This window comes from Microbacterium sp. CFBP 8801 (genome assembly GCF_014839455.1).
GTDB lineage: Bacteria > Actinomycetota > Actinomycetes > Actinomycetales > Microbacteriaceae > Microbacterium.
Genome location: NZ_JACYNU010000007.1, coordinates 58,210 through 78,158, shown reverse-complemented (window position 1 = coordinate 78,158; position 19,949 = coordinate 58,210). Strand labels below are relative to the sequence as shown.

The following is a 19,949-nucleotide window of genomic DNA, read 5'->3' as shown; positions in this document are numbered from 1 at the left end:
GGGGTGCGGCGAGCCCCCACGCGCGCCGCACCCCGCGGTGCCGTCAGACGGCCGCCGTCACCGCCCTCATCGACGCGCGGATGAGGTCGTGCTGGCGCCGCACGAGCAGCAGCGGGTCGACCTCGCCCAGTTCGGCGAAGGCATGACCCTCCCATTCGCTCGACCAGAAGCCGCGGTAGCCGCCCTCGACGAACACGCGCACGAGCTCGGGGTAGTCGATCGCGGGCTCCTGGCCCTGCTCGTCGATGTCGTAGAACTTCGCGTGCACGTGCAGGATCTGCGGCATGATGTCGGCCCACTCGCGCGGATCGACGTGCCCGTGCATGTTGAAGGCCAGGTGCGCGAACGACCCCAGGCGACCGGGGTCGAAGTCGCGGCCGCGGAGGTAGCCGAGGAACTCCTGCTGACGCTCGCGCATCGCGGCATCGGTCGCCCAGATCTCCTGCAGCTTCGCCACCGCCTCGTCGTCGAGACCGGCGCGGCGCACGGCGCGCAGCAGCGTCGGCGACATCGCGTGCATGGTCGATGAGAAGTCGGCGACGAAGCCGAGCAGGGGCGAGTCGAGCTCGGCGTAGGTCTCGCGCACGCGCAGGATCGGCTCGGCGTTGGGCCCCATGGGCGCGTGGATCTCGTACGCGAGCTTCAGCTCGAGCTCCTCGGCGATGGGCAGCAGCCGGCGCAGCAGCGCGGGCTGGGCGCTCTGGATGCGCACGAGCGGGAAGCCGAGCTTCTTCGCGCCCTCGAACATGAGCTTCGAGAACGCGAACTCCTCGTCGGGGGTCATGTCGCGATCGCGTCGCCGACCCATGTCGAGGTTCGCGCCGAACGAGCTCGCGACGAAGCCGTGCCGGTCGAACGCCGCCCGCCACGCTCGCTCGAAGTCGTCACCGACCACGGGGTAGGTCGGCACCATCTGGGATGCCACGATCTCGATGCCGGGACCGATCCCCAGCTCCGCGACCCGGTCGAGCAGACCGTCGAAGTCGAAGTACCCCGCGCGGAACTCGGCGCTGGCCGAGTACAGGGTCAGGCCCAGCTGGAACGGGTCGTCGTCGCTCGCCGGGGGCGGCGGCGTCACGTCCGACACGAGCGCGGGGACCCCGGCATCCGCGTCGACGACGGTGAGCGTCTTCACGTCGTGCACGACGTTCGGCACGTACATCCCGGGCCCGCCGTCCTGGCCGGGCGCGATCTGCATGTACGGCAGGCGCAGCTCGCCGTGCAGTACGACGTCGTGGGTCTCGCCGAGCGCGACCGGGTCGGCGCGGCGGGCGATCAGCAGCGGGTGCTCCTGCAGGAACCAGAGCCGTTCGCTCTGCTCGGGCAGCTCGTCGAGCCCGAAGACGGTGTCGCCGAACGCCACGCGGAGGTCGTCGGCATCCACCCGCTCGCCGTCGACGGTGAGCTCGAGCGAAGTCACCGACGAGAGCCAGAGGCTGCGGTACCAGGGGATGGTCAAGCGCAGCGCGAACCCGTCAGGGTGCGTGCGCAGGCTGTCGTCGTGAATCAGTCCGTTCGGCATGGGGTGTCCTTAGATCCGGTCGGCGATCTGCCGCATGAGCGAGTGCTGGCGGCGCACCTGCTCGATCGAACGCCAGGGCTCCCGCACCCCCTCGTATTCGCTGGAGAGGTACCCGGTGTAGCCGGCGTCCTTCAGTGCCTTGAGCACGGGTTCCCACGGGATCTGCTGGTCGTCGAGCTGCTCGTCGATGTCGTGGAACTTCGCCTGGATGAACACCACGTTCTCGATCACGTCGAACACGTCGGCGGGGTCGACGTGGATGCCGTCGAGGAACGCCGGGCGCTGGCCGGGCAGCTCGCCGGCTGCGAGCGGGATCGGTCGGTCCTGGAAGATGCCGGTGTCGAGCAGCAGGCCGAAGTGCTTCGTGCCGGTGCGGCGGATGAGGGCGATGTAGTCGTCGACGACCTCGTGCTTGATGGGGGTCGGCGAGTGGATCTCGGGGCAGATGATGACGTCGAGCTCCTCGGCCAGCGGCAGTGACGCTTCGACGACCTCGGTCCAGATGGGGTGCGGAATCAGGTCGCTCGACACGACGCCGATCTTGGGCCGCACGAACCGGAAGCCGAGGCGCTTGGCGAGCCGCAGGTCGCGCTGCAGCGCGGCCGCGCCCTCGTCCACCGTCATGTCGCGGGCGTTCGGCCCGCTGGAGTGCAGCCGCGTGTCGATCCAGGAACCGAGGTTGGTGGGCTCGAGGCCGTACCTCTCGAGCAGGGCGAACCACTCGTCGACCCACTCGTCGGAGGGGTGCGGGTAGTTCGGCACGTGCGCTTCGCCGAGGATCTCGACGCCGGTGGCCCCCAGGTCGGCGATCGAGGCGAGGGCGGTCTCGAGGTCCATGACCGTGCCGTAGTCGCCCATGTAGCTGTAGAGCGAGACGCCGTAGCGGAAGGGGGCGCCGGATGCCTCGGGCGCCAGCGTGACGTGCTTGGTCACCCGGTAGCGGCTCGGCTGGTGCTCGAGCGGAATGTACGAGGCGCGCAGGCGCAGATCGATCGAGAGCTCGTGCACGCCGTCGGGGAGACCGCCGGGCAGCGGGACGGTGATGATCGCGGCGTCTTCGAGGGGCCAGCGCACCCCGTCGCCGTCCCACAGTTCGGCCAGCGTGTACTGCCGACCCTGCAGGGTCCACAGCGGTACCTCGGATGCCACGTCGACCAGCCCCGGAATGCTCACGCCGATCCCGTCGATCAGTGACGCCGCCATGCCGCGGTACGACGGCATCCGGACGCGGAACTGGAAGCCGGTGATCTCGTCACCCTCGCGGACGTTTCGGAATCCGACGGACTGGATGAGGTCTCTTTCGAGAAGCATCGTCGCTCACTCTCTGTGGGGTGACTTCGACGCTACCCGCCTTATGCTTTATTCCGACATAAGCTGTTGTGATGCGGCGCATCACGATCGCGCGGCCCGTGACGCGAGCCCACCGACACGTCACCCCAGGTGCGCGTAGTCCGGCAGGTCGATGGCGTCGGCCGGCGGCGTGAAGAGTCCCCCCGTGAGACGCTTCGCGAGGGGAGTGGATGCCACCCGCAGCGCGGTCCGGAATGCCCCCACGCCGACCCGCGAGGTCGGGTTGGCCAGCCGCGGCGTCCCCGGGGGCAGGTTCTGCGCCTGCGCGACGTAGGGGCGCATCAGGCGCTCGTACCCGCCGAATGCGTCGCGGTGGTCGACATGGGCGGCCAGTTCGCCCGCCAGCACGTACGCACCCACGAGGGCGAGGCTCGTCCCCATTCCGCTGACCGGTGAGGCGCAGTACGCGGCATCCCCCACGAGTGCGACCCGACCACTCGACCAGCGGGGAGCCCGTACCTGACCGATCGCGTCGGTGTACAGCTCGTCGGCGCGGTCGAAGGCGTCGAGCACGCGCTCCGCCTCCCAGCCGGCGTCGGCGAAGACGGCGCGCAGGCGGCGGCGCTGGGCGTCCACATCTCCGCGCTCGCTCCTCGGGCGCGCACGATCGGTGACCACCGACAGCGTCGCGCGGATCGTGCCGTGCGGGTCGGGGCGCAGCGTGATCGACCGGCCGCCCGGCGCGGAGTACCAGCGCCACCAGTCGTCGTCTTCGGCGGTGCGCGGGATCGTCCCGTACGTCGTCTCGAGCCCCAGCGAGCGGATCCGCGGCTCCTCGCCAAAGACGAGCCCGCGGGTTCGCGAGCCGATTCCGTCGGCGGCCACGACGAGGGCGAAAGTCTCATCGGGCGCTCGCTCGAAGCGCACCGTGACACCGTCGGCATCCTGCTCCAGCCCGGTGACCCGGTCGCCGAAGCGGTACTCCGTGCGTCCGGTCGTGCGTTCCACGAGCAGTTCCGCGAGGTCGCCGCGCAGGATCTCGAGCTCGGCGGTGGCGCCGTCGGACTCGCCGCGGCCGGCCGGGAACTCCGCGACCGTGCGTCCGTCGCCGTCGACGAACCGCGTGCCGACCTCGCCGGTGGTCGCCGCCCGCACGTCGGACTCCAGGTCCATCCGCCGCACCACCTCACGTCCGGCTCCGCGCACGTCGACGTTCTGCCCGCTGGTGCGCAGCGCGTCGGCGCGTTCGACGATCACCGTCTCGTAGCCGTATCGGTTCAGCCAGTACGCGAGCGCCGGGCCGGCGATGCTCGCCCCGCTGATCAGCACGCGTCGGTCGGAGGTCGCCGCCATTCTTCACCCGTTCCGTTGATAATCAATGAGATTGGCAATCTACACGACTATCCTGGACGAGTGGACCCGCTCGACGACCCTCCCGCTGCGCACGACGACCGCCGTGAGCGCGAGCGTGCGCGCCGAAGCGACGCCCCGCTGGGCGACGACGATCTGCGGGCGCGCGTGCAGCGCGTCGCCCTGCGCCAGCAGCAGTTCGAGAAGCACGTCGCCGCCGCCCTCGCCGTCGACGCACCCGGGCTCGAGGCGATGGACCACCTCATCTCGACGGGACCCGCCACCCCCACCGAGTTGGCCCGACGCCTCGGCATCTCGACCGCCGCGATGACGCTGGTACTGCACCGCCTCGAGAACGCCGGGCACATCCGCCGCGAACGCCACCCCCACGACGGCCGCAAGCTCGTGGTCACCCCCGTCGACGGCTCACGCGACAGGGCGCGCGAGCTCGTCACGCCCCTCATCGAGGGCGTCGAGACGGTGGTGCAGGCCATGGACGCCGCGGAGCGCGCAACCGTGCAGCGCTTCCTCGACCGGCTGATCGACGCCTACGACGACGCCCTCGATCACTCCGGCGCGTGAGTCGCGTCTTCGGCGAAGACCTGCGACGCGATGCGGAACGCCGTGTTCGCGGCCGGCACGCCCGAGTAGATCGCCGACTGCAGGATGACCTCGCGGATCTCGTCGATCGTCAGGCCGTTGCGCAGCGCCGCCCGCAGGTGCATCGCGAGCTCCTCGTGATGCCCGTGCGCGATGAGCGAACTGAGCACCGCGATCGAGCGCGACCGGCGGTCCAGACCCGGACGCGACCAGATGTCACCCCACGCGACGCGCGTGATGAAGTCCTGCCAGTCGGCGGTGAGGTCGGTCGTCGCCGCGGTCGCGCGGTCGACATGCGCGTCCGAGAGCACCGCGCGGCGCACGGCCATCCCCTGGTCGTGGCGTTCCTGGTCGGTGGGCATCAGGCGGCCTTTCGAGAGGTGGAGGCGAAGAACGAGCGCAGCAGGGCGGCCACGGCCTCGGGCTGCTCGGCGGGGGGCAGGTGCCCGGCGCTGTCGATGCGCTCGACCCGACCGTTCTGCACGCCCGCGGCGATCTCGACGGCCTTGGCCTCGGGGGCGACGGCGTCGAACGCCCCCCACGCGGCGAGCACGGGCACGTCGATCCGGCCGAGATCCGAGCGCACGTCGTAGGCGGCGAGCGCTTCGCAGCAGCGGGCGTAGCTGTCGTCGTCGGCGTCCTGCAGCGCGTGCAGCAGCCGGCCGGTCAGCTCGGGGCGCCGCGCCATCGAGTCGGGGGCGAACCAGCGTCGGGCCGAGGCGACGATGAGGCTCGACGTGCTCTGCGCCCGCGCCTGCGCGGCGCGCTCGGCCCAGGCGCCGGGGTCGCCGAGCTCGGCTCCGGATGCCACGATCGCGGCGGCACGAAGACGATCGCCGTGCCGCAGCGCGAGCTCGAGTCCGGTGGCTCCCCCGAGCGAGACGCCGGCGTAGAGGAAGGTGTCGTCGGGTACGGCCGCGGCCACGGCATCCGCGAGGTCGGCGACCGTGAACGCCGCGCGCGCGACGGGCCCCGTGCCGTGGCCGGGGAGGTCCCACGCGGCGACGCGGTAGTCGTCGGCGAGCAGCGGCACGACGTCGTCCCAGAGGATGGTCGAGGTGCCGAGCGACGGCCCCAGCACCACGAGCGGCGCGTCGGGCGAGCCGACCGGCTCGGTCAGCGAGATCAGCGACACCGCACTCATTCGTCCACCCCGTGTTCGTCCAGGCCGTGTTCGTCCAGGCCGTGTTCGTCCGGCCCGTGTTCGTGTGCGCCCGATGCCGCGCGTTCTGCGCGGCCGCCGCCTGTCTCGCCGCCGACCCCGCCCCGCGCCAGCCACGGCGCCAGGCCGACGTACGCCGACGGGTCGAGCACGGCGTCCACGTCGAGTCCCGCCGCCTCGGGCAGCGCGCGCAGGCGCTCCGCCAGGTCGCCGTCGCCGGCGAGCAGCTCGGCGAACCGCGGCGCGCCGATGAGCGGCACGAGCACTCCGCGCAGCCGCTCGCTCACGAGTCGACCGCCGGTCAGCCCGGCGTTGCGCTGCGCCGCCGACACGTCGACCCGCAGGTGAGACGCGAGCGACGCCGCGTGCCGCGCCGCCCCCAACGCCAGACGCAGCAGCTCGCGCAGCGTCGGCCACTCCGCGTGCCAGGCGCCGTCGGGACGCTCGTCGACGGCGAGGGAGGCCGCGAGGTGCAGCGTCGCCCCCAGCTGCGGAGCGCGCAGGGCGGCGGAGCGGATCAGCACCGCCTCGGCGGGGTTCTGCTTCTGCGGCATGGCCGATGATCCGCCGCCCACGCCCTCCGACACCTCGCCGATCTCGGTGCGACCGAGGGTCGCGACGTCGGCGGCCAGCTTGCCGAGCGCGTCCAGAACCTGCACCAGGGCATCTCCGAGTTCGGTGATCGGCCAGCGGGTGACGTGCCAGGGAGCATCGGGGGCGTCGAGGCCGGCGGCCCGGGCGAACGCCGCGGGCAGCGCCGCCGCGTTCTCGTGCGAGCCCGTGATCTCGACGAACGAGGCCAGGGTGCCGCCGGCGCCGGCGAGCTGCGCGGGGTACGCGAGCGCATCGATGCCCGCGAGCGCCCGCTCGATGCCCCGCGCCCACGTCGCGGCCCGAGCGCCGACCGTCGTGGGAACGGCGTGCTGGGTGAGGGTGCGAGCGGCCGCGACGTCGTCGGCGTGCGTGACGGCGAGCTCCCGGGCCCGCTCCCCCGCGATGCGCAGCGACGAGCGCACCTGCTCCATGGCGCGGCGCGCGACGATCATCAGCGCGGTGTCGAGGATGTCCTGGCTGGTGGCGCCGCGGTGGATCCACGGCGCGCAGTCGGCCGGCACCTGTTCCTTGAGCATGCCGACGAGCGGGATCACGGGGTTCCCCCCGGCGACCGACGCCGCGACCAGCGCACCGACATCGACATTGCGCGCGGGGAGATTCCGCGCGGGCGAGCTGCCCCTCTCGTCGAGCCCGAAGACGTGGTCGACCTCGACCGCCACCCGCCGCGGCGCGACGCCGAGGTCGGCGTAGGCCGCGACCAGAGCGCACTCCGCGCGAACGAGCGCGTCCAGCACGAACCCGTCCGACACGAGCAGGTCGTGCCCCACCGTCACCGGCGAGAGCAATCCGACGTCGACCACCGTGGGGGGCTCAGAAGGCAAGGAAGACCGTCTCATTCTCGCCCTGCAGCCGGATGTCGTGCCGCAGGCCGCCGTCGGCGGTGCGCGTCGCGACGACAGTAGCGCGCTCCTGCGGCGTCAGAGAGGTCAGCAGCGGGTCGGCGGCGAGCGCGGCGTCGTCGCCGGGCACGTAGATGCGGGTGTGCAGCTTGTCGGGCAGCCCCCGCGCGAACACGATCGCCGCGTAGAAGGCGGCGCGGCCCCCGATGCCACCGGGCTCGCGGGTCCAGAACTCGAAGTGCCCCTCGTCGTCGGTGAACGCGCGGCCGAAGCCGGTGAAGGTGTGGTCGTCGCGGCGCAACGCGCCCCGCGCCCGCGGCACCGAGCCGTCGGCATCCGCCCCGAAGATCTCGATGAGCGCGTCGGGGATGGGTGCCCCCGCGCCGTCGAGGATCGTGCCGCCGAGCACGATCGCGCCGGGCGAGTGGGGGAAGGCGACCTGGTGCTGCTTCGGGAACTCCAGGCCGTACGCGAAGAACGGCCCCACGGTCTGGCCGGGGGTGGCGCGGTGGGTCTTGGGGGGGACGGCGCTCATCACTCGTCGCCTTCCTGCTCGAAGTAGGTCGCATCGGCGCCGTCGACGACGATGTCGAAGCGGTACCCCGTCGCCCATTCGGGTGAGGTGAGGTCGTGGTCGTAGACGCCCACCAGGGCGTCGCGGTCCTTCTGCCGGTGGATGCTGTTGTAGATCGGGTCGAGCGCGAACAGCGGGTCACCGGGGAAGTACATCTGCGTGACGAGCCGCTGGGTGAACGACGAGCCGAACACCGAGAAGTGGATGTGGGCCGGCCGCCAGGCGTTGCGGTGGTTCTTCCACGGGTAGGGGCCGGGCTTGATCGTGGTGAAGCGGTACTCGCCGTTCTCGTTCGTGACCGCGCGGCCCGCGCCGGTGAAGTTCGGGTCGAGCGGGGCGGGGTGCTGGTCGCGCTGGTGGATGTAGCGCCCGGCCGAGTTGGCCTGCCAGATCTCGATGAGCTGGTTCGCCACCGGCCGTCCCCACGAATCGAGCAGGCGCCCCTGCACGCTCATGCGCTCACCCAGCGGTTCCCCGGCGTGCTGCAGCGTGAGGTCGGATTCGATCGCGGCGACGTCGCGCTGCCCGAAGGCGGGCGAGAACAGCTCGATCGTCTCGGGGTCGACGAGCCGGGGGTTCTTGGTCGGATGCCGCAGCACGCTCGAGCGGTACGCGGGGAAGTCGTGCGCGGTCGCGCCGAGGCGCTCACCGGCGGCGTCGAGGGCGTCGAGCTCGGCGTGACGGGCGCGGATCTCGTCGACGATCTGACTCTGCGTCGCCTGGTCGGGGGCGGCGAGCAGCGTCTCGGGGGCGGCGGCGGGGTGCGACATGGGGTCTCCTTCGACATGTCCATCGTCCGGCACCGGCCACGGAGGCGCCAGAGCGTTCCCGCTGAATGGGAGTCATGGCATCCTGAGCCCATGGCGAACTCCTCCTCGGGCGATTCGGTCACCGACCGACTCGTACGCATCCTCGAGACCTTCACCCCCACGCGCACCGCCCAGACGACGGCCGACATCGGTCGTCGCGCCGACCTGCCGAGCTCGTCCGCGCACCGCATCGTGAACGAACTGGTGGATGCCGGACTCCTCGAGCGAGACGACGAGCGCCGCGTGCGCGTGGGCATGCGGCTCTGGGAGCTGGCGACGCGGTCGTCGCACGCGTTACGCCTGCGGCAGGCCGCCCTGCCCTACATGGAGCGCGTGCAGCAGAGGGTGCGCGAGCACACGCAGCTGGCGATCCTCGAGCACGACGAGGCCCTGTTCCTCGAGCGTTTGAGTGCGCCCGACTCCGGCGCCAACATCACCCGCGTCGCCGGCCGCCTTCCGGTGCACGCGTCGTCGTCGGGGCTGGCACTGCTGGCGTTCGCTCCGCACGACCTGCAGGAACGCGTGCTGGCGGGCCCCCTCGAGGCGGTGACCCCCGAGACGATCGTCGATCCCGCCGCACTCCGACGCACGCTCGCCGAGATCCGCACCCTGGGGCGGGTGGTCGCCCCGGGGTACGTCGACGCGGTGTCGACCGGCGTCGCCGTGCCCGTGCGCGACGAGACCGGGGCCGTGATCGCAGCGCTGTCGGTGGTGCTCCCCCGCGATGCCGAGACGCAGTTCGCGCTCGTCGAGCTGCACCGCGCCGCCCGCGACACGGAGCGCGCGTTGGGCTACCGCCGCTGACGGCCCCGCGTGAGCGCGTGCTGCTCTGCCGCGTCCCGATGAATGGGAGAGTGTGGCTGGGCGGGCGGGGGTGAGGGGCACCATCGACTCAGCACCGTCGAAGGAGACGCCCATGAACCCCACCGTCCGCACCCGCGTCGCCATCGTCGGCGCCGGCCCCGCGGGGCTGCTGCTCTCGCACCTGCTGGCCCAGTCCGGCATCGAGTCGATCGTCATCGACCAGCGCTCCCGCGACGAGATCGAGAGCACCATCCGCGCCGGCATCCTCGAGCAGGGCACGGTCGAACTGCTCGACACGATCGGTCCCGCCTCGCGCGCCCGCACCGTCGGGAACCGCCACGACGGGATCGAACTGCGCTTCGAGGGCGAGGGGCACCGCATCGACTTCGCCGACACCGTCGGTCGCGCCGTCTGGCTGTACCCGCAGCACGAGGTACTCAAAGATCTGATCGCCGCGCGCCTCGAGGCCGGTCAAGACCTGCGCTTCGGCGTCACGGCCGAGCGCATCGACGACGCCGACACCGACCGGCCCCGCGTGATCGCGACCGATGCCGAGGGCGCCCCGTTCGAGATCGAGGCGGACTTCGTCGTCGGCTCCGACGGCTCCCGCAGCGTCGCCCGCGCGAGCGTCACCGGCTCGAGCCAGGGCGGCTACTTCCGCGAGTACCCGTTCGCCTGGTTCGGCATCCTGTGCGAGGCGCCGCCCAGCAGTGAGGAGCTGATCTACAGCAACTCCCCCGACGGTTTCGCGCTCGTCAGCCAGCGCTCCGACACCGTGCAGCGCATGTACTTCCAGTGCGACCCGCACACCGACACCGCGGCGTACTCCGAGGAGCAGCTGTGGGACGAGCTGCAGAAGCGCGTTCCCGGAACGACGCTGGAGCAGGGCCCGATCTTCCAGCGCGACGTGCTGCGCTTCCGCAGTTTCGTGGCGCACGAACTGCGTCGCGGCCGCGTCGCCCTCGTCGGCGATGCCGCCCATACCGTGCCGCCCACGGGCGCGAAGGGCATGAACCTCGCGATCGCCGACGTGCGCCTGCTCGCCGCCGCCCTCGGGGCCCTGCTGGTCGACCGCGACGCGCGCCTGCTCGACGCGTACCCCGAGACCGCGAGCCGCCGCATCTGGAAGGCCCAGCACTTCTCGTGGTGGATGACGAGCCTGCTGCACGTGGCTCCGGATGCCACCGACTTCGACCGCCGCCGTCAGCTCGGCGAACTGCGCACCGTCGTGGAATCGGAGCACGGCCGCGCCTACCTGGCCGAGGCGTACTGCGGCTGGCCGTTCGACGCCTGAGCCCCGCCCGTGCGGGCCCGCTCCGGTCCGGCCCTGCGCTCGCCCCGTCCCTGCGCCCGCCCGGCCCTGCGCCCGCGCCCGCCCTGCTCCCGTCCGGCCCTGCGCCCGCCCTTGCGCCCGCCCAGCCCTGCGTCCGCGTCCGCCCTGCTCCCTCCGGGCGCCCGAACCCCTGTTGAGTGTCCAGAACACGCCGCCCCTTGCCGCCCCGATGCGGCGTGTCCTGGACACTCAACGCTGGGGTGGCGGCGAGAGGGGGCACGACCGAAGAGGGCGCGCGCGCCCGGAGGGGGCGAGCTCAGCGCTTCGGGAAGGGGCTCGGGACCAGGGGCACCGCGCCGGTGTGGCCCTCGCGCTCGGCGGCGAGCTCGGCGATGCGTCTGCGGCACGCGAACCAGCCGATCGTGATGAGGATGCTCGCCCCGATCGCCACGAGCAGCGTGGCGGGTGAGTCGATGAACACCAGCACCATCACCACCGCGAGGAACACGAGCGTGAGGTAGCCCGTGTAGGGCGCCCAGAACAGCCGGAACGCCGGACGCACGAGCTCACCGCGGTCGGTCAGGCGCTTGAACTTCATCTGGCAGACGATGATGGTCGCCCAGGTGACCAGGATGCCGACGGCGGCGACGTTCAGGACGGTCTCGAAGGCGTCGCTGGGGTTGACGTAGTTGATCACGACGCCCAGCAGCGCGACGACCGCGGTGATCGCGATCCCGCCGTAGGGGACGCCGGCCTTGTTCATGCGCGCCGCGAACTTCGGAGCCGAGCCCGCGACCGCCATCGAGCGCAGGATGCGGCCGGTGGAGTAGAGCCCCGCGTTCAGCGACGACAGCGCCGCGGTCAGCACGACGAGGTTCATGATGACGTCGACCCCGGGCACCCCGATCGAGGCGAAGAACGTCACGAACGGGCTCTCGTCCTTGGAGTACGCCGTGTAGGGCAGCAGGAGCGAGAGCAGCAGCACCGAGCCGACGTAGAAGATCGCGACGCGGAAGATGACCGAGTTGATCGCGCGCGGCATGATCTTCTCGGGGTTCTTCGTCTCGCCGGCGGCGGTGCCCACGAGCTCGATCGAGGCATAGGCGAACACCACGCCCTGCATCAGGATGATCGCGGGCAGGATGCCGTTGGGGAAGAACCCGCCGTTGTCGGCGATGAGCGAGAAGCCGACGGGGGCGCCGGTGGGGGTGCCGAAGACGACGAGGGAGATGCCCACCAGCAGGAACGCGACGAGGGCGGTGACCTTGATGAGCGCGAACCAGAACTCCAGCTCGCCGAAGACCTTCACCGACACGAGGTTGACGGCGAGCACCGTCACCAGGGCGGCCAGGGCCCACACCCACTGCGGGACGGCGGCGATCCACGGCACGTACTTGCCGAAGAAGTTCATGTAGAGCGCAGCCGCGGTGATGTCGACCATCGTCGTCGTCGCCCAGTTGATCCAGTAGAACCAGCCCGAGACGAACGCGGCCTTCTCACCGAAGAACTCGCGGGCGTACGAGACGAACGACCCCGACGTGGGCCGGTGCAGCACCAGTTCGCCGAGCGCGCGCAGGATGAAGAACGCGAAGAGGCCGCACACCGCGTACGAGATGACGATGGCGGGCCCGGCCTGGGCCAGGCGTCCGCCCGCACCGAGGAAGAGGCCGGTGCCGATGGCGCCACCGATGGCGATCATCTGCACCTGACGCCCGGTGAGCCGCTTGTGGTAGCCGGCGTCCTCGAGCTGCACGGTCGAAGTGGGGGTCGGCTCGACGGCATCGCCGGAGCGCGGAGTGGAGTCGTTCACCTCCCCATCATTCGATTCACGCAGCGTCTGTCCAGGAAGCGCGCCGCGTGCCGCGGCATCCCGAGCTCACGGATGCCGCGGGTTCAGAGCCACTTCTTCCACTTGAACGTCAGCCACAGACCCGCCGAGACGGCCACCATCAGCAGTAACGCGAGCGGGTAGCCGTATTGCCACTCGAGCTCGGGCATGTTCTTGAAGTTCATGCCGTAGATCGCGCCGATGAGCGAGGGGCCGAACAGGATCGCCGCCCAGCCCGAGATCTTCTTCACCTGCTCGTTCTGCTCGAGCGAGGTCTCGGTCTGGCGCTGGGTGACCAGGGTGGCGTTCACCGTGAGGGCGTTGTCGAGGATGGCGCGCAGCGCCGTGAGCTTGTCGCACTGGCGCAGCACGTGGTCGAGCACGTCGCGCAGTGACCGCTGCAGCTCGATGTCGACGCCGTACTTCTCGGATCCGCGCAGCAGCGCCTCGAGCATGTCGCGCAGGGGCTCGGTCGCGCGCTGGAAATGGATCACCTCGCGGGCGAGCTCGTAGATGCGCTGGGTCAGTTCGGCGCCGCCCGCCCCGAACAGCTGGTCCTCGATCTCGTCGACGTCGTTCTGCAGGCCCCGCGCCACGGGGTCGTACTGGTCGACCACCTCGTCGAGGATCGCGTAGAGCACCGCTTCGGGTCCCCGCGCCAGCAGGTCGGGTTGCTGTTCGAGGCGGTGACGCACGTGCGCGAGGTCGGGGACCTCGGCGTGACGCACCGTCACGACGTAGTCGGGCCCGATGAACACGTGCAGCTCACCGAATTCGATCGTCTCGGTCGCGTCGATGTAGCGCGCCGGGCGCAGAACGGCGAAGAGATTGCCGCCGTAGCGCTCGAGCTTCGCGCGCTGGTGGCCGGTCAGGGCGTCTTCGACGGCGAGGGGGTGCAGCGAGAACTCGGCGGCGACCCGCTCGAGCTCTTCGGGCGAGGGCCGCAGCAGGCCGATCCAGGCCATCCCGCCATGGGCTTCCATGTACTCGAAGGTCTGGTCGAGACTCGAGGGATTCTCGATGCGGTGACCGCCGACGTACACGGCGCTGTCGATGATGGGCATGGTTCCGTTCTACCCCCGCCAGGTGTCCGTGGGGTGACAGCGAGCCCTGCGCGGGCCGAGCGGGTTCAGCGCCGCGCGCGCCCCTTGTTCGCCACCTGCATCGACCCGGCGATCGTCAGCACGATACCCATGGCCGCGGCGAGGCCGTTGTTGGCGACGCTCGCACCCGACGAGATGTCGACGATGGCCAGCACGAGGTTGACCACCCCCGCGACGATCATGAGCCAACCGACGAAGGAGAGGAGTTTGAGGCGATCCACGGGTGAACCATAGCGTGAAAAGAACGACCCGGTCGCTCTTTCTCCGGGTCCTTCCGCTACGGTTCGCGAGCGAGATCCGCCCGATGGCGCGCAGGCGCCGTGCTCACGACCGGGCCGGGCGTGGCATCCCTCAGCCGAGGGGCTCGCCGAGCGCTGCGGCGGCATCGGGTCCCGGATGCCGTGCCCCGGCCGCGCGTCGTGTCGCCGCCCGCACGGCGCCGATGCTGGCCGCGATGACGAGCCCGATGCCGACGAGCTCGAGCCACGAGAGGTGCTGCCCGAGCAGGAGGAACCCGGCGATCGATGCCGTCGCCGGCCCCAGGCTCATCAGGATCGCGAACGCCGAGGCGGGGAGCCGCCTGAGCGCGATGAGCTCCAGCGCGTAGGGGATGGTCGACGACAGCAGCGCCACCGCCGCTCCCACCGCGAGCAGATCGATGCGCAGAAGCGCGGACCCCGCCTGCCACACCCCGAACGGCAGGGCGATCACGGCGCCGACGGTCATGGCGAGGGCGAGGCCGTCGAGGCGGGGGAACTCCCGGCCGACGCGCGCCGACGCGAGGATGTACAGCGCCCAGCTCACCGCCGCCCCCAGGGCGAAGACGACTCCGAGCGCGTCGAGGCGGTCCCACCCGCCCGCGCCGAGCGCCACCACCCCGGCCAGGGCGAGCCCGGCCCACAGCCACCGGGCCAGGCCCGCCGAGGTGAGGATCGACAGGGTCAGCGGACCGAGCACCTCGATCGTGACGGTGACGCCGAGCGGCAGCCGCTCCAGCGCCAGATAGAACAGCCCGTTCATGCTCGCGAGCACGACGCCGAAGCCGACGACCGAGCGCCACGCCGCCGCGTCGTGCCCCCGCAGTCGGGGCCGCGCGATGAGCAGCAGCAGGACGGCCGAGAACAGCAGGCGCAGCATGACGATGCCGAGCGGTCCGGTCTGCGGGAAGAGCATGACCGCGAACGAGGCGCCCACCTCTTGGCAGGCCAGGCCCACCAGCACGAGCGACGCGGCCGACCCTTGGCCGCCGCGAGCGATCATCGCGGGGTCACGCGGCGGGCTGCGGGCAGATGGCGTTGGCCAGGATGCCGTCGCGCATCTGCTGCGAGGTCCACGGCAGGCCCGCCTCGGGGGCGGTCTGCCCCTGCGCCGCGGGGGCCTTCGACGCGATGGCCGCCAGCTCCCACGCCAACCACGCCGACGTCATCTTGTTGCCGCCGGAGTTGTTCAGCACCACGGCGATCGACATGCCCGTGCGGGGGTCGGCGAACGCGCCGACCATGTAGCCCGGCATCCATCCGTACTGTCCGATGAGCGAGCCGGCCTGGAAGGCTCCCCCCGACGCCGTGAACCACGTCGGCTGGTCGCCCCCGACGGGGACGGGCGAGGCGAAACGGTCGTCGCCATCGGGGAGCAGGGCACCCGAGGCGAGGGCCTGGGCGTAGTGCCCCAGGTCGGTGATGTCGGTCACGGCACCCGCGGCGGCACCCCCGTAGCTCGCCGACATCTCGGTGAACTCGCGCGGGTCGGTGCAGTTCCACACGCCCTCGGGGCTGGGCTGCGACCAGTAGCCCTGCAGCGACGACGCGGCAGGGTTCGCGGGGGCCGAGGACGGCAGCGCGGTCGCGTCGAGACCGAGCGGCTCGGCGACCCGCTCCGAGATGACCTGCGCGAGCGACTCGCCCGTGGCCCGCTCGACCGCGAGGCCGGCGAGCAGGTAGTTCGTGGCGGAGTCGCCGAACGAGGCGCCCGGGGCGTTCAGGCGGGGGCTCGCGATGCCGTAGGCCATGAGCTCGCGCGGGTTCCACGCGCGGTCGGGGTTGTTGAGCACCATGCCCTCGAGCACCGAGGTGTACGACGCGAGTCCCGAGGTGCCGTCGCACAGCTGACGCAGCGTGATGTCTTCGTATCCGGGCAGGTTGCTGACCCACTGCGTGATCGGGTCGCTGAGGCTCAGCGTCCCGTCGGCGGCCAGTCGGTACACGGCGTCGCAGGTCATGGCGCCGGTCACGTCGGCCGCGCGGAAGGTCAGGTCGGTGGTGACCTCGGCGCCGCCGGGGCCCTGCGTTCCCAAGCCCGACACCCAGGTGCCGCTCCAGGGCGCCCAGACGCCCACGATGGCGCCCGTGGAACCCGTGGCGGCCATCGCGGTGGTGACGGCGTCCTGCAGCTCCGAGACCGTGGCCTCGGGAAGGGGGGCGTCGACCTGCGCGGGAACGTCGAGGGCCACCGACGCCTGAGGTGTGCAGCCACTCAGAACCACGGCGAGCGCGCTGGCGCCCGCGATCGCGATGGCCGCGGAACGACGCCATCCCCGCATGTGTTACCCCCAGGAATCCGAGCGCGGCGAAGCGCCCGCTCGAAAGATTCAAACACACGCCGCCTGAACGTCACCGCCCCTTGCATCCTGGACTCGTCACGTCTGCATCACATCTGGGGGCGGCTGCGGGGCGGATGCCGCGAACTCCGTCGAAATCAGGGGTTAGGCCAGCCTAACTCTTTGCGTATGATGACGTCATGAACGCCGTCATCCCGTTCTCCACCGCGCTGCGCGAACGTTCCAGCAGTGCGCACTCCACGAACGAGTGCGACGGGTTCATGACCGAGCTGCTCACCGGCAGCGGCACCCGCGACGACTACGTCGCCCTCGTCGCCCAGCACTGGTTCATCTACTCGGCCCTCGAAGAGTCGGCGGTCGCTCTGCGCCGCGACCCCGTGGCATCGGTGTTCCTCAGCGACAAGCTCACGCGCCTCCCCGCCCTCGAGGCCGACCTCGCGTTCCTGCTCGGGGCCGACTGGCGCGAGAGCATCACGCCGCTGCCCACCACCCAGGCCTACGTCTCGCGCATCCGCCGGGTCGCGGCGACCTGGCCCGGCGGCTTCGTCGCGCACCACTACACGCGCTACCTCGGCGACCTGTCGGGGGGCCAGTTCATCGGTCGTCTCATGCAGCGTCGCTTCGGCTTCGACACCAACGGCATCGGCTTCTTCCTCTTCGGCGACATCGCCGACCCGAAGGCGTTCAAGAGCGTCTATCGCGAGCAGCTCGACGCCGCCCCCTGGGACGACGACGAGAAGGAGCGCGTCATCGCCGAGGTGCTCGTCGCCTACCGCTTCAACACCGAGCTGTTCGCCGACCTCGCTCGCGCGAAGGCGGCTCAGGTCGCCTGAGCCGCCGCCTGTTGGCGGCCGAGCCACGCCTGCTTCATGAAGCGGCGCACGTCTTCGTCGACCCGGATGTCGCTGGGCCGGAGCGGGCGCGTCAGGTACAGGCCGTCGATCGAGGTGAGACGGCTGAGCGCGACGTAGGTCTGCCCGGGGGCGAAGGCGCCGGCGCCGAGGTCGACGACGGCGCGGCCGTAGGTCTTGCCCTGCGACTTGTGGATCGTCACGGCCCACGCCAACCGCAGCGGGAACTGCGTGAACTCCGCGACGATCTCGCGCGAGAGGTTCTTCGTGCCCGGGTCGTAGGCGTAGCGGTACCTCTCCCAGACCGCGGGCTCCACGTCGTGCTCGGTGCCGTCGACCTCGACGCGCACGCTGTCGCCCGCGATGCGCGTGACGGTGCCGATCGTGCCGTTGACCCAGCGCGGCGCCTCGCCGAACTGCGCCCCGTCGTTGCGCAGGAACATCACCTGCGCGCCGACCTTGAGCGTCAGCTCCATCTCGGCGGGGTAGTTCGCCTCGCCGCGGCCGAAGTCGCCCGAGATCTCGGCGGCCGCCGTCTGCGTGCGCCCGATGAGCTCGTCGAGGTGACGCCGGTTGATCGTGTTCACGCGGTCGTTGCGGGTGGCGAGCGTGATGATCGGGTGCTCGCCGTCGGCGGGGTGAGGAGGGGTGCGCGCCCCGGCGGTGTTGAGCACCTCGGCCATCTCGGCCGTCACCCGTCCGTAGCGCACCGCGTTGAGCAGGGTCTTGAACCCGGGGTCGGACTGCCGGTGGATCTCGACGAGCTCGTTGACGTGCAGTTCGGCGCCGTGCCGGCCGATGTCGATGAGACCGTCGCTGGCCGACTCCCCCGACCACACCTTGGCGTCGAAGAACCAGAACGAGCGGTAGTGGTCGTCGATGTAGCGCGCCTCGTCGCCGCGCGGCGGCACCGGGGCGAGCTGGTACGGGTCTCCGAACATCACGACCTGCGTGCCGCCGAACGGTTCGGCGCGACGACCCCGGGCCTGACGCAGGGAGCGGTCGATGGCATCCATCAGGTCGGCGTTGACCATCGAGATCTCGTCGATCACCAGGGTGTCGATCGCGTTGAGGATCTTGCGGGTGGCGTCGTTCTGGTCGATGTCGCCGTTCGCGATGAGACCGATGGGCAGGCGGAACAGCGAGTGGATCGTCTGGCCCTCGACGTTCAGGGCCGCGACCCCCGTCGGTGCGCACACGGCGATCTGCTTCTTCGTGTTCCACGCCAGGTGCTGCAGCAGCGTCGACTTGCCCGTACCCGCCCGGCCCGTGACGAAGACGTGCTCACGGGTGTCCTCGATCAGCCGGAACAGCGCCTGCTGTTCGGCGGAGAGGGGCGGCGTGGTCACCGGTTCATGCTAGTTCGCACCGCCGTCGCCGGGCGGCGGGGTGTGGACGCGTCGTCGGACCGGGAGCGGGCAGGCGTCTCGCACGACGGCTCGGTGCGCACCAGCAGCCAGCGCGCCTCGCCCGAGAGCACGTCGGCGACGTGGCTGCGGAACCGCGGGCACTCGGTGATGTCATGCGCGCGACAGCGCAGGGCGTGCTCGGTCATCGCGCGGGCCTGGGCGATGTCGGCCGCGCGCCGATCGAGCTCGGCCACGTGCTCCTCGAGCACCCGGTGGCGGTCGGGCGCGTCCTCGTCGAGCAGCACCTGGATCTGCTCGAGCGAGAGCCCCGCGGCCTTGTTGCGCAGGATCACGGCGATGCGCACGCTGTCGCCCTCGTCGAAGCGCCGGCGCCCCGCGGCATCCCGACCCGGGCGCAGCAGCCCCTCGTCTTCCCAGTAGCGCAGCACGTGCGTCTCGAGCCCGAATCGCGCCGCTGCCTCGCCGATCGACTCCCCGCTTGACTTCATGTCGACATGAAGTCACACGATGGACGAGAACGCAAGCGGAAGGAACCCTCATGTACGACGCGATCATCATCGGCGGCGGCCCCGCCGGGCTGCAGGCCGCCCTCACCCTGGGTCGAATGCACCGACGCACCCTGCTGCTCGACTCCGGCACGTACCGCAACGCCACCGTGAGCCACGCCCACAACCTGCTCACCAACGATGGCCGCGACCCGGCAGAGCTGCGTCGACTCGGTCGTGCCGAGATCGGCGCGTACGCGACGGTCGAGATCCGGGATGCCGTCGCCTCCACCGTGGCGCAACAGGGCGACGAGCTGACGGTCACCGTCGACGACGAGCCCCTGCGCGCGCACGCGGTGATCCTCGCCACCGGCGTGACCGACGATCTCCCCGCGATCCCCGGCCTCGCCGAGCAGTGGGGCGACCGCATCGCCAACTGCCCCTTCTGCCACGGCCACGAGTTCGCCGGTCGTCCCGTCGCGGTCGTCAACGCCTCGCCGCACGCGGCGGTGCTGGCCCGCATGCTCGAGCCCGTGGCATCCGAGGTGCACCTGGTCGACCCGGCACGCGTCGAGCGGGTCGACGGCACGGCCGACGGGCTCCGCCTGCTGCTCGACGAGGGCGGGCACCTCGACGTGGCCGGCGCGTTCATCGCTCCCACCTGGCGCCCGAACGCCCCCTTCGCCGCCCAGCTCGATCTCGCCGTGACCGAGGCGGGGGCCGTGCGCACCGACGCCTTCGGGCGCACCAGCATGCCCGGTGTGTACGCGGTCGGAGACCACGCGCAGGCCGAGCACCTGCCCGGGCCGATGTTCTCGCTCGCCGCGGCCATCGCCGCCGGGCAGCTGGCCGCGGTCGCCGTCGTGCACTCGCTCGTCGCCGACTGAGACGCCCGACGCGGGCGCGACTCCGCCCCT

Annotated in this window: 20 protein-coding genes; 5 read left to right on the top strand and 15 right to left on the bottom strand. The window is 71.3% G+C overall.

All coding sequences use genetic code 11. The features are described 5' to 3' along the window. Nucleotides 1–43: 43 nt before the first annotated feature. The 3 genes from IFR11_RS10145 to IFR11_RS10135 form a co-directional block, all read right to left on the bottom strand. Nucleotides 44–1,522: a C-glycoside deglycosidase beta subunit domain-containing protein gene (locus IFR11_RS10145; protein ID WP_191916077.1), complete on the bottom strand. Its 1,479-nt coding sequence runs from the start codon at nt 1,520–1,522 to the stop codon at nt 44–46. Between the two features lie 9 nt (nt 1,523–1,531). Next, nucleotides 1,532–2,833 carry a C-glycoside deglycosidase beta subunit domain-containing protein gene (locus IFR11_RS10140; RefSeq protein ID WP_191916076.1) on the bottom strand — a complete coding sequence of 434 codons (1,302 nt, stop codon included), beginning with the start codon at nt 2,831–2,833 and terminating at the stop codon, nt 1,532–1,534. 120 nt (nt 2,834–2,953) lie between these two features. Next, on the bottom strand, nt 2,954–4,165 hold the full coding sequence (locus tag IFR11_RS10135) for an FAD-dependent monooxygenase (protein ID WP_191916075.1): 1,212 nt from the start codon (nt 4,163–4,165) through the stop codon (nt 2,954–2,956). Nucleotides 4,166–4,225: 60 nt separating this feature from the next. Here IFR11_RS10135 and IFR11_RS16785 point away from each other — a divergent pair, with 60 nt between their 5' ends. Next, nucleotides 4,226–4,744, top strand: a complete 519-nt coding sequence (locus IFR11_RS16785; RefSeq protein ID WP_055934937.1) for a MarR family winged helix-turn-helix transcriptional regulator — start codon at nt 4,226–4,228, stop codon at nt 4,742–4,744. On the opposite strand, the gene pcaC is transcribed toward IFR11_RS16785, so the two are convergent. From pcaC to pcaH, 5 genes are read right to left on the bottom strand one after another with little or no spacing between them, the layout of a single operon-like run. Then, a complete protein-coding gene (gene pcaC / locus IFR11_RS10125; RefSeq protein ID WP_055832545.1) occupies nt 4,729–5,124 on the bottom strand; it encodes a 4-carboxymuconolactone decarboxylase in 396 nt (131 codons plus the stop codon). The genes IFR11_RS16785 and pcaC overlap by 16 nt on opposite strands. Then, nucleotides 5,124–5,906 carry an alpha/beta fold hydrolase gene (locus IFR11_RS10120; protein ID WP_191916074.1) on the bottom strand — a complete coding sequence of 261 codons (783 nt, stop codon included), beginning with the start codon at nt 5,904–5,906 and terminating at the stop codon, nt 5,124–5,126. Before IFR11_RS10120 ends, pcaC begins: the two co-directional genes overlap by 1 nt. Beyond that, entirely contained in the window at nt 5,903–7,360 is a 1,458-nt protein-coding gene (locus tag IFR11_RS10115) for a lyase family protein (protein WP_191916073.1), read from the bottom strand. Before IFR11_RS10115 ends, IFR11_RS10120 begins: the two co-directional genes overlap by 4 nt. Continuing rightward, entirely contained in the window at nt 7,350–7,913 is a 564-nt protein-coding gene (pcaG, locus tag IFR11_RS10110; protein WP_055832541.1) for a protocatechuate 3,4-dioxygenase subunit alpha, read from the bottom strand. The genes IFR11_RS10115 and pcaG overlap by 11 nt, the downstream gene beginning before the upstream one ends. Beyond that, nucleotides 7,913–8,722 (bottom strand): protocatechuate 3,4-dioxygenase subunit beta, encoded by an 810-nt coding sequence (gene pcaH / locus IFR11_RS10105; protein ID WP_055832539.1) that lies wholly within the window; start codon nt 8,720–8,722, stop codon nt 7,913–7,915. Before pcaH ends, pcaG begins: the two co-directional genes overlap by 1 nt. A 90-nt stretch (nt 8,723–8,812) precedes the next feature. Between pcaH and IFR11_RS10100 the strand changes: the two genes are divergently transcribed. Together IFR11_RS10100 and IFR11_RS10095 are read left to right on the top strand one after the other, a co-directional pair. Further along, nucleotides 8,813–9,565: an IclR family transcriptional regulator gene (locus IFR11_RS10100; RefSeq protein ID WP_055832537.1), complete on the top strand. Its 753-nt coding sequence runs from the start codon at nt 8,813–8,815 to the stop codon at nt 9,563–9,565. A 112-nt stretch (nt 9,566–9,677) separates the two neighbouring features. After that, nucleotides 9,678–10,859, top strand: coding sequence for a 4-hydroxybenzoate 3-monooxygenase (locus IFR11_RS10095; RefSeq protein WP_191916072.1), 1,182 nt, complete (start codon nt 9,678–9,680; stop codon nt 10,857–10,859). Between the two features lie 295 nt (nt 10,860–11,154). On the opposite strand, the gene IFR11_RS10090 is transcribed toward IFR11_RS10095, so the two are convergent. The 5 genes from IFR11_RS10090 to IFR11_RS10070 all read right to left on the bottom strand — a co-directional run bounded on the left by IFR11_RS10090 (nt 11,155) and on the right by IFR11_RS10070 (nt 16,308). After that, the gene (locus tag IFR11_RS10090) at nt 11,155–12,591 is read right to left on the bottom strand and encodes an amino acid permease (protein ID WP_342030286.1); all 1,437 of its coding nucleotides are present in this window, start codon (nt 12,589–12,591) and stop codon (nt 11,155–11,157) included. Between the two features lie 140 nt (nt 12,592–12,731). Beyond that, the gene (corA, locus tag IFR11_RS10085; protein ID WP_055832533.1) at nt 12,732–13,730 is read right to left on the bottom strand and encodes a magnesium/cobalt transporter CorA; all 999 of its coding nucleotides are present in this window, start codon (nt 13,728–13,730) and stop codon (nt 12,732–12,734) included. A 65-nt stretch (nt 13,731–13,795) separates the two neighbouring features. Continuing rightward, nucleotides 13,796–13,990: a hypothetical protein gene (locus IFR11_RS10080; RefSeq protein WP_055832532.1), complete on the bottom strand. Its 195-nt coding sequence runs from the start codon at nt 13,988–13,990 to the stop codon at nt 13,796–13,798. Nucleotides 13,991–14,120: 130 nt separating this feature from the next. After that, nucleotides 14,121–15,029, bottom strand: a complete 909-nt coding sequence (locus IFR11_RS10075; protein ID WP_191916070.1) for an EamA family transporter — start codon at nt 15,027–15,029, stop codon at nt 14,121–14,123. A gap of 7 nt (nt 15,030–15,036) precedes the next feature. Next, nucleotides 15,037–16,308 carry a serine hydrolase domain-containing protein gene (locus tag IFR11_RS10070; RefSeq protein ID WP_055832528.1) on the bottom strand — a complete coding sequence of 424 codons (1,272 nt, stop codon included), beginning with the start codon at nt 16,306–16,308 and terminating at the stop codon, nt 15,037–15,039. A 197-nt stretch (nt 16,309–16,505) separates the two neighbouring features. On the opposite strand from IFR11_RS10070, the gene IFR11_RS10065 reads away from it, so the two are divergent. Continuing rightward, the gene (locus IFR11_RS10065; RefSeq protein WP_191916069.1) at nt 16,506–17,159 is read left to right on the top strand and encodes a biliverdin-producing heme oxygenase; all 654 of its coding nucleotides are present in this window, start codon (nt 16,506–16,508) and stop codon (nt 17,157–17,159) included. Here the strand turns inward: IFR11_RS10065 and IFR11_RS10060 are convergent. Together IFR11_RS10060 and IFR11_RS10055 are read right to left on the bottom strand one after the other, a co-directional pair. Beyond that, nucleotides 17,147–18,526 carry an AAA family ATPase gene (locus IFR11_RS10060; RefSeq protein WP_191916068.1) on the bottom strand — a complete coding sequence of 460 codons (1,380 nt, stop codon included), beginning with the start codon at nt 18,524–18,526 and terminating at the stop codon, nt 17,147–17,149. The genes IFR11_RS10065 and IFR11_RS10060 overlap by 13 nt on opposite strands. After that, nucleotides 18,523–19,035: a MerR family transcriptional regulator gene (locus tag IFR11_RS10055; RefSeq protein WP_082516413.1), complete on the bottom strand. Its 513-nt coding sequence runs from the start codon at nt 19,033–19,035 to the stop codon at nt 18,523–18,525. Before IFR11_RS10055 ends, IFR11_RS10060 begins: the two co-directional genes overlap by 4 nt. A gap of 50 nt (nt 19,036–19,085) precedes the next feature. Here IFR11_RS10055 and IFR11_RS10050 point away from each other — a divergent pair, with 50 nt between their 5' ends. Further along, complete coding sequence (locus tag IFR11_RS10050; protein WP_191916067.1) at nt 19,086–19,919, top strand: NAD(P)/FAD-dependent oxidoreductase; 834 nt, start codon at nt 19,086–19,088, stop codon at nt 19,917–19,919. Nucleotides 19,920–19,949 lie beyond the last annotated feature (30 nt).